Annotated in this window: 10 protein-coding genes; 8 read left to right on the top strand and 2 right to left on the bottom strand. The window is 51.2% G+C overall.

The window, feature by feature from the left end:
* Positions 1-43: 43 nt before the first annotated feature.
* From ABGT74_RS08405 to ABGT74_RS08370, 8 genes are all read left to right on the top strand, one after another.
* Complete coding sequence (locus ABGT74_RS08405) at positions 44-1,096, top strand: chemotaxis response regulator protein-glutamate methylesterase (RefSeq protein WP_346705184.1); 1,053 nt, start codon at positions 44-46, stop codon at positions 1,094-1,096.
* Between the two features lie 193 nt (positions 1,097-1,289).
* Positions 1,290-1,538, top strand: a complete 249-nt coding sequence (locus ABGT74_RS08400) for a hypothetical protein (protein WP_297282458.1) — start codon at positions 1,290-1,292, stop codon at positions 1,536-1,538.
* A complete protein-coding gene (locus tag ABGT74_RS08395; RefSeq protein WP_346705183.1) occupies positions 1,538-2,002 on the top strand; it encodes a hypothetical protein in 465 nt (154 codons plus the stop codon). The genes ABGT74_RS08400 and ABGT74_RS08395 overlap by 1 nt, the downstream gene beginning before the upstream one ends.
* 22 nt (positions 2,003-2,024) lie before the next feature.
* On the top strand, positions 2,025-4,379 hold the full coding sequence (locus tag ABGT74_RS08390; protein ID WP_346705182.1) for a flagellar basal body rod C-terminal domain-containing protein: 2,355 nt from the start codon (positions 2,025-2,027) through the stop codon (positions 4,377-4,379).
* 22 nt (positions 4,380-4,401) lie between these two features.
* Entirely contained in the window at positions 4,402-5,418 is a 1,017-nt protein-coding gene (locus ABGT74_RS08385) for a hypothetical protein (protein WP_297282461.1), read from the top strand.
* Between the two features lie 40 nt (positions 5,419-5,458).
* On the top strand, positions 5,459-6,061 hold the full coding sequence (locus tag ABGT74_RS08380; RefSeq protein ID WP_297282462.1) for a DUF6470 family protein: 603 nt from the start codon (positions 5,459-5,461) through the stop codon (positions 6,059-6,061).
* 13 nt (positions 6,062-6,074) lie between these two features.
* Positions 6,075-6,521, top strand: coding sequence for a flagellar assembly protein FliW (locus tag ABGT74_RS08375; protein WP_346705181.1), 447 nt, complete (start codon positions 6,075-6,077; stop codon positions 6,519-6,521).
* Positions 6,515-6,748, top strand: a complete 234-nt coding sequence (locus ABGT74_RS08370; protein WP_297282464.1) for a carbon storage regulator — start codon at positions 6,515-6,517, stop codon at positions 6,746-6,748. Before ABGT74_RS08375 ends, ABGT74_RS08370 begins: the two co-directional genes overlap by 7 nt.
* A 65-nt stretch (positions 6,749-6,813) precedes the next feature.
* Here ABGT74_RS08370 and ABGT74_RS08365 read toward each other — a convergent pair whose 3' ends face one another.
* Together ABGT74_RS08365 and ABGT74_RS08360 are read right to left on the bottom strand one after the other, a co-directional pair.
* Positions 6,814-7,761, bottom strand: a complete 948-nt coding sequence (locus tag ABGT74_RS08365) for a late competence development ComFB family protein (RefSeq protein WP_346705180.1) — start codon at positions 7,759-7,761, stop codon at positions 6,814-6,816.
* Between the two features lie 21 nt (positions 7,762-7,782).
* Positions 7,783-8,544, bottom strand: a complete 762-nt coding sequence (locus tag ABGT74_RS08360; RefSeq protein ID WP_346705179.1) for a ParA family protein — start codon at positions 8,542-8,544, stop codon at positions 7,783-7,785.
* Between the last annotated feature and the right edge of the window lie 55 nt (positions 8,545-8,599).

Below are 8,599 nucleotides of genomic sequence, written 5' to 3'. Positions count from 1 at the left end.
TTGCGTCCGGCGACGTTCCAAAAGGTTTGAAAGGGTGGGAACAATGGGATTTGACACGAAGAAAATTCGTGTGATGATTGTAGATGATTCAATGCTTGCGCGCCGCATCATCCAGAACGGTCTGTCACGATATCCCAATATTGAAGTGGTGGGAGAGGCGTTTAATGCAATGGATGCTCGCAAAAAGCTTCCGCTGCTTAATCCGGATGTGATGACGCTGGATGTGGAAATGCCGGGTATGAACGGCATTGATTTCGTTAAGGATATATTGCCGGTCCATCCGATTCCGATTATTCTGGTTTCCTCTCTGAATCTGCGCGTTTTTGATGCAATGGCAGTTGGCGCGGTGGATTTCGTGCGCAAGCCGGATACCGCTGATGGGAACGATCGGTTTATCGAAGCGTTGGCCAATAAAATTGTTGTGGCTTCGTGCGCACGGGTGCGCCGTCCACCTCTGCGTCCGGCGGTCACTGCGAACCGGACACCGTCCCTGCCGCTCAAGCTTGGCACGGCGCCGACGGATGTGATTATCGGCCTTGGCGCGTCGACCGGCGGCACCGAAGCGACGCTTGAGGTGCTGCGCCGTCTGCCTGCCAATATACCGGGCATGGTGATCGTGCAGCATATGCCGCCCGGATTTACGCAGATGTATGCCGAACGTCTCAACCGAATCTGCCAGATGACGGTCAAGGAAGCGGAGCACGGAGATGAGATTGTGCGCGGGCAGGTGCTGATTGCGCCGGGCGATAAGCAGATGCGCGTGGTGCGCAACGGTACCAGATATACGGTTTCCTGTCTGCCGGGAGAAAAGGTCAGCGGGCACTGCCCGTCAGTAGATGCCCTGTTTATGTCGATGGCACAGAACGTTCGGTGCCGTATGGTGGGCATCATCATGACCGGCATGGGAAGCGACGGCGCGAAGGGGCTGCTGGAAATGCGCAAGCAGGGTGCGTATACGATCGGACAGGATAAGGATTCCTGCGTGGTTTACGGCATGCCGATGGTTGCGCACAATATTGGCGCGGTGATGCAACAGGCGTCCTGTGAAAATATTGCGGGCGTGCTGGTGCGGCATTTGAGCAATTCCAATAGGTAAGATGGGTTACTCTTAATAAAAAAATAGGCGTTAAACAAAAAATGCAGTTTAACGCTTATTTTTTTTTGTTTCTTTCCGATAAAATAAATATCTGTAGCAACAAAAGCTATGTGGTAGTAATGAGGAATAGAGGAGTTGACCGATGATGATGGTTTCGAAAACAGGAGGAATGACCCCTCTCCAGAGGCCACACATGCAAATGGAAAGTGTGGAGGGGCAATACCGCTCTTCCGGACAATATGACAGCGTGGAACTGAAAACCGCGCACTATTCTCAGGATCAGCGTTTTTCTTTGGAGCTGTCCAGTCGCCTCTCGCAGGAGGTGCGGACGCAGCAGTCCGAGGAAGTGCCGCAAGTCCGGCAGCAAGTCTTAAACGGTGACTATCAGATTGACATTGATAGTCTGGCGGCGCAGATTATGCTGTTTGGAGGTGTGTGCTGATGGCGAGTAGCTTTCAAGATATGCTGAAGTTGATTCGTGACCTCACGCACACGCTGGAGGATTTGACGGAGACGCAAAAGAATGTTGCTTCTGCGGTGCGCACGGATGACCTGGAGAAACTGGGCGAATGTATGAAGCGGGAGCAAGCGCTGTCTCTGGCGCTGCGTAACGCGGATCAGCGCCGTATCAAGTTGCAGGCGGAGTTAGGACTGGAAAATGTTCGGCTTGCGCAGCTGCCGGAGCATGTACAGGATGAGGCAATGCGTCAGGAATTGAAAGTGGCCGGAGAGGCGCTGACGACGCAGTATCGTGTGCTGCAAGGCGCGGCTGAGGTGGCGCGTTCTGCTTTGGAATGCAGCTTGCATGAAGTGGAAGGTATGATGACCAATTTAGGATTTGATCCGGTGCAGACGAAGGAGCATACGGCTTCTGTCAGTGGTGCGCACACGGATTTCCATGCATGACTGAAGAGGAGGTACCGCCGATATGGCGACTTTTGGTGAATTTACAGTAGCACGACTTGGTATGATTGCCAGTCAGATGGCGCTCAATGTAACCGGACAGAACATTTCCAATATCAATACGGCAGGATATACCCGTCAGCAGCTTGATCAGTACAGCTTTATTACGAATAGTTCGGGTTTGTATCACTCGAGCAGTTCGGCTTCGGTTGGTTCTGGCGTTATGCTTGCGGGTGTGTCGCAGCTGCGCGACCCGTATCTCGATATCCGTTTCCGTAAGGAAATGTCGAGTGTCGGTTCGACTGATGCGACGCTGAACGTACTTGACCAGTTGCAAAGCGTTATCAACAATGTTGATAAAGAGGGTATTGTGACCCAGTTGCAGGACTTGTTCAGCCGTATCAGCGAGCTGGGCAGTCATGTGGGCGAACAGGAATTTGAGACACTGATGCGTGAATCGGCGCAGGATCTGTGTACGCTGCTCAACTCCAGCGCGTCCAAGCTGCAGCAGGTTTATGACAATATCCTGCAGCAGTATAATGAGGATATTCAAGATACCAATAATATCCTGCAAAAAATTCAGGATTTGAACGAGCAGATTCGTATTGCGGATATCAACGGTGATTCTGCTTTGGAACTGCGCGACCAGCGTAATACGTTGATCGACTCGCTTTCCGAGTACATGAAGATTGACGTCACCTATGGCAAGGAAGATGTCGGTGCGGGTTTTGAAGTAGAAAAGCTGACCATCAAAATGGTGGATCAGACGACCGGCAAGCCGGGCCAGACGTTGATTGACGGCATTAGCCGTGCGGAACTGAGTTTGGTCAAAGATGACCCGGATATGTTCCTGAATGTCAGCGAACTGCATGATCCGGACGGTGCCCAGACGTCCAATACTTCCTCTCGCTTCACGATTGGCGGACTGAGCTTTGGGGATGGTGTGACAAGCGGACCTCAAACCATTCGAGTCAATTATACGGATGAGACGGGAAGCGAGAAGTTTGTTGACATTACATTCAATGTGACTGCTCCTGCCGATCTGAATGATGCGAACTCTGTTCAGCAAGCCCGGAATGCTACGCTGGCGAGTTTGCAGCAAGCGTTGCAGGATGACCCGACGTTGAAAGATCGTTTCACCGTCAATTTGGCAAGCAATGGAATCAGTATGATTTCCAAACAGCAGGGTGGGGATGCGTTCAATATCACCAACATGGAGTTGGCTGGCGGTGCACAGATTTCTTTCAATACACAGAAATCCACGCCAGCAGCGGTGAGCAATGCAGGTGCAATTACGGACGGCATGGGTTACGGTGCGCTTGAGTCCACCCGCCAGATGCTGGTTGGCTCTGGTGAATTCAGCACGGATGCCGCTTATAGTAATATCCGTGGCATCCCGTACTATATGCACTCGCTGGACATGATGGCCAACAAGCTGGCAACCGAAATGAACCGGGTCAACACCACCAATGCAGATGGCGAGTCGCTTGTTGATCTGGGTATTGAGGGCGCGGGCAACCTGTTTGTGGCGGATGGTGACGATCCGGACAACCCGACCAAGGTAATTACTGCGTCGAATATATCACTGTCTGACAAATGGCAGACTGGTGAGACAACGATTGTACCTTCAACAAAACCGGGGGCAGGCAGTACGGAAAACGATAATATCAACCGCTTCATGAACATTTTGAATGAGGCATACGGCTATAAAGCCACGGATATTGTCCGGCAAGATAACACACCGTTTACCAGCGGAAAGTTGGAGCAAACGGGTGCCGCTGGACAGAATTTGCAGGCACAGATCACTTATATTGACAGCATGAATCAGCAGCATACCGTAACGGTAAGCTTCCAGTCCGGTGCGGATGCGGATGCGACGCTGGCAAATTTGCAGGCCGCTATCACAGCAAATCCGGATTTGGCTCAGTTTGCAAATGTGAATGTGGATAATGGTTCTATCACGATGACAGCCAACGATGGCAATATTGATGACGGCGTATTATGCAGTCTGGTGACGGATATCCAGATCACAGACGATCAGGGTGCGGCGACAGATGACTTCAAAATGGGTGCCGGCAAGATTGGTGGAACGGTTGCCAGCTCCAATATCTATAAGGGTAACATCGAGAGCTGCTACTCTAATATGGAGGGTGTGCTGGGTTCGCATATCAACACAACTTCCACGATCTATGAAACTTACGCGACAGCGGCGGATGAGATCAATACCAGCCGTGACAGCGTATCGGGCGTGGATCTGAATGACGAGGGTATTAACCTTCTGCAATATCAAAAATCGTTCTCGGCAGCCTGCCGCTTGATGACTGCGCTGGACGAAGCGATGGATAAGGTTATCAACGGTATGGGCGTTGTTGGACGCTGATAGAAAGGAGTAGTGGGAAATTATGATACGTGTTACCACAAACGGTACGCTGCGTACCTATCGTAGCCACTTGGCGCGGGCTACGCTCAATCAATATCAGTCGATGAATACGGTGCTGACACGACGGCGTTTTACGTCTTATGCGGAATCGCCGTCTTTGGCGACGCAGTCTTTCCGTCTGCATTCGTCATACGCCCGCAATACAGCTCAACAGAGTATGAGCGAGGAAATGATCAGCAAGTATGAGGCCGCAGGCAGCAGCTTGCAGAAGTTACAGGAGCAGTATCTGGATGCGCTGGATGCGGCGGAGCAGGGACAGGATGATAGCAAGGCAGGCGCGCGCCAGCAGTTGGGCGAGACGCTCAAGGGCATTGCAGAGGGCATGGTACAGACGCTCAATGCGCAGTACGGCGATAAATTTATCTTCGCAGGCACGGATGGTGAGAATGCTCCGTTTGAGTTGAAAGACGGAAAGCTGCTGTTCCGCGGTTTGGATGTAAATGATCCCGCTAATGAGGAAGCCTTTAAGGAAATGGCAAACGAGGCTGCATATGTCGACATTGGTCTGGGCATGCAGTTGGACGAGAATGAGCAGGTGGTGCCGTCGACGGCATTCAATTCCGCTATCTCCGGTATTGGCTTGCTGGGATATGGTACGAATGGGGATGGTGTACCAAACAACATGATCAGCGCGATCGCGGAACTGGGCGAGATTTACTCTCGTGCAGATTCTGAGACAGGTGCTTTGAATCCTGCCGATTCGGAGCGCGCAGAAGCGCTGTTCGGAAATTTACAGGAGTCCAATGCAGATTTCCGTGCTGAGTGGACTAAGCTGGACACCAAGGCGCAGTTCCTCAAATCCAATGATACACGCCTGACCTCAACCGGCGATACGTTGCAGACGCAGTATGAGGGCTTGGATCGCGTGGATCTGGCCGACGCACTGACAACATTTGCATATGCACAGTATAGTTACAATGCGGCACTTCGAGTGGGAAATGATATTTTGTCGCAATCCTTCATTGACTATATGAGCTAACAAAAAACTTCGTAAATAAAAGAGAAAGAGTGATGGATGGATGGAGCGACTGATCGAAATAAAAACGGTTCCGATAGAACTGGAGATGAAGGTAAACCATGCACGGCTGGACTATAAGCGTTCGACGGTTGATTTGGAGATTTCCAGAAATCAGGGAGGCTTGCAGATTCGAAGCAAGCCGATCAAAGTGAATATCGACACGTTCGAGGCGCGCAATTCGGTGTCGCCGACTGCGATGCGGAGCATCGAACAGGCGGCGCAGCGCGGACAGCAAAAGGTTTACGACACCACTGCAACTTATGCTCGTCGGGGTGATTTACTCTTGGAGGCAAAGATCGGAGAACAGCTGATTTCTCAGTTTGCGATGGAATCGCAGCAGGTCAATACCGATTTTGCGATGAAGTGGCTGCCCACGACCGGACCGGATATTTCTTGGGATGGCGGGGAACTCAATATTCGGTATGAAATGGATAAGCTTAATTTCGACTGGCGGATGGATCAAGGAAACGTAGAATTCATTCCGGGCAACATTGAGTTTACTGTTACACAGCAGCCGGATGTTATCATCAAATATATTGGCGGGCCGGTCTACGTTCCACCGTCTGCAGATCCGGATTATGTGCCGTTAGATGAACAGGCTTAATAAGGAGCAAAATATGAAAATACAAACCAAATATTTTGGTGAGTTAAATATTGATGACAGCACAACGCTCCGCTTTTCGGATGGCTTGTTTGGATTTGAACAGGAAAAGGAATTTGTCCTCCTCTCTTTTTCGGAAGAGGAGGACTTCCTGCTATGCCTGCAAAGTGTAACAACACCATTTTTGGCGTTTACGCTGCTCAATCCGTTCATGGTGATGCCGGAATACCGCCCTGTGCTGCCGCAGGAAGAATTGCAACGGCTGGGCGTCGATCAAAGTGAGGACTTGTGCTATTATGTATTGTGCAGGGTGGAAAACCCTGTTTCCAAAAGTACGGTCAATTTGCGATGCCCGGTTGTGCTGAACGATCAGACGCGGCAGGCGCGGCAGGTGATTCTGGACGAGTATGAGATGCGATGCCCACTGTCATCGCTGAGAAAGAAGGATGACGGAGCATGCTGATCCTGCAACGAAAAGAAGGCCAGTCTCTTACGATTGACGATCGGATCGTGGTCACGGTTCAGGAAATCGGGCAGGGACGCGTGCGCTTGTCGGTGGATGCGCCGCGTGATATTGCGGTGCTTCGGACGGAGCTGGTGGAGGCACAGCGGGAGAACCGTTCGGCCGCACAGGAGAAGGAATCTCCGATGCAGCTGCTGCAGATGCTCCGCAAGGAAAACGAAAAATAATGCCGGAGTTTCGGCATGAATAGAAACAAAAAATCCTGCGTCGGTTGACGCAGGATTTTTTGTACTCAATGATGTGGATGCTCGTTGATGATGACGCAAGCACGCATCATTTGCACAGATAGTTCTTTTTCATAGCGGGCAGCATATACGCTCATATAAGCGGCGCGCTTGGATTTTTCCAGCACTACATATTTAGAGGGCAGATTGGTCAGCGCGAGTGCTTTCATATCGGCAATGCAGCGCTGGCATTGGCAATGCAGCATATTGGTGGTATAATACACCGAAGTTTCCTCCACCAATTCTTGCAGAACATTGGTATATTCTACGTCTTGTTCCCCAGTAGGGGTATAAATCTGCTCGGCAGGTGCTTCCGGCTGGGGCATTTTTACGGTAGGCTGTACAGGTGCAGGAGGTTCGTCAGCAGAGGAAATAGCCTCAGGTGCGGGGGCTTGCGGAATCACTGGAGTCGGATCGGTTTCCGGTTCTGGGATAGATGCCGTCATGGCTTCTGACGCAGTGACCGGGCTCTCTTCGACCTCTTGTATCACGGTATCCTCTGCGACCGGCGCTTGGGATTCCGCAGCTGCGGGTGATTCGGACGGCTGCGCAGGTGCTTCCGCCTCAATCAGCGCCTGCAATAACCCTGATTTGATATCGTCGGAAACCTGCTGTTCCTTTTCCCGGACCGTTTGTACAATCGGGACTACGGGCTGTGGTGTAGGGACAGGGGCTGCCTGCGGCTGCTCTGCCGTAGGGGATTCTTCCGGAGCCACAGAAGGAGATTCTTGCGCCGGTTCTTCAGGTGCCGGGGTGACTGCCGCCGCCTTAGAGGATTTCTTCTGTTTGGTTGTGTTGGTGTGCTTTTTCTCCTTGGCAGGTTCTGCTGGTGCAGGTTGTGCTTCTGCAGGAGTTGCGGGGGTAGTCGTCTGTTCTGATTCGACTGGCGTGGCTTCGCTGGGAGTTGCAATCAGGTTCAGCACACGTGCAGTTTTGTTGCTTCGTTTGGATGGCATTTTCAACTTTCCTTCCGTGGTTTAGGATTTATCAGCAAGGATTTCGTCCACGAGTGCGACAAAATCCATAGCAGGCTTGCAAGTGGGGGAATAGGAAACGATGCTTTCTCCGTGGGCAGGCGCTTCGGCTACCATAACGCTCTGGCGAATTTTGGCTTCAAAAACCTTTGTGTTAAGCTGCTTGGCAATCTGCTGAGAAAGTTCTAGCACGTCGCGGTTGAGGTTCAAACGTGCATTGAATTTGTTTAGCAGGATACCAATCACCTTGAGGCTCGGGTTGTAATATTGCCGCACGGTTTCAATGGTCTCTTTGATCTGTGTTACACCCAGCAGACTGAGGATTTCGGGCGCCATCGGGATGATGAGCTTGTCCGAAGCAACATATGCGTTAACGGTCAGCAGATTGAGCGCCGGAGGCGTATCAATGATGATGTAGTCGTAGCGGTCAGAAACCAGAGAAAGCTCGGTTTTGAGCATATATTCGCGTCCAGGTTTGTTGCATTCCAGCTCTACACCGGAGAGCAGGATGTTGGAGGCGAGGAGGTCGCCATAGGTCATCGGGCAAATGACCTGATCGATGGGAAGCTGTTTTTTGAATACTTCATACATGGTATGCACATTCTCAATGTCCACACCGAGGCTGAAACCAAGATTGCCCTGAGGGTCGAGATCGACGCCAAGAACTTTATATCCGCGCTCGGATAGCGACGCGATGAGAGCAGATGCTGTGGTCGTTTTTCCGACGCCGCCTTTCTGATTGGTGATGGCAATGATTTCCGCCATAGAAGACACTTCCTTATCTGAAAAAAATCTGAATATTCTCTTATGTTTAGTATAC

The sequence above is a fragment of the uncultured Agathobaculum sp. genome, from assembly GCF_963927765.1.
In the GTDB taxonomy this organism is placed as follows: domain Bacteria; phylum Bacillota; class Clostridia; order Oscillospirales; family Butyricicoccaceae; genus Agathobaculum.
The sequence above is the reverse complement of the archived record's forward strand: the minus strand, read 5'-3'. Positions and strand labels throughout refer to the sequence as shown.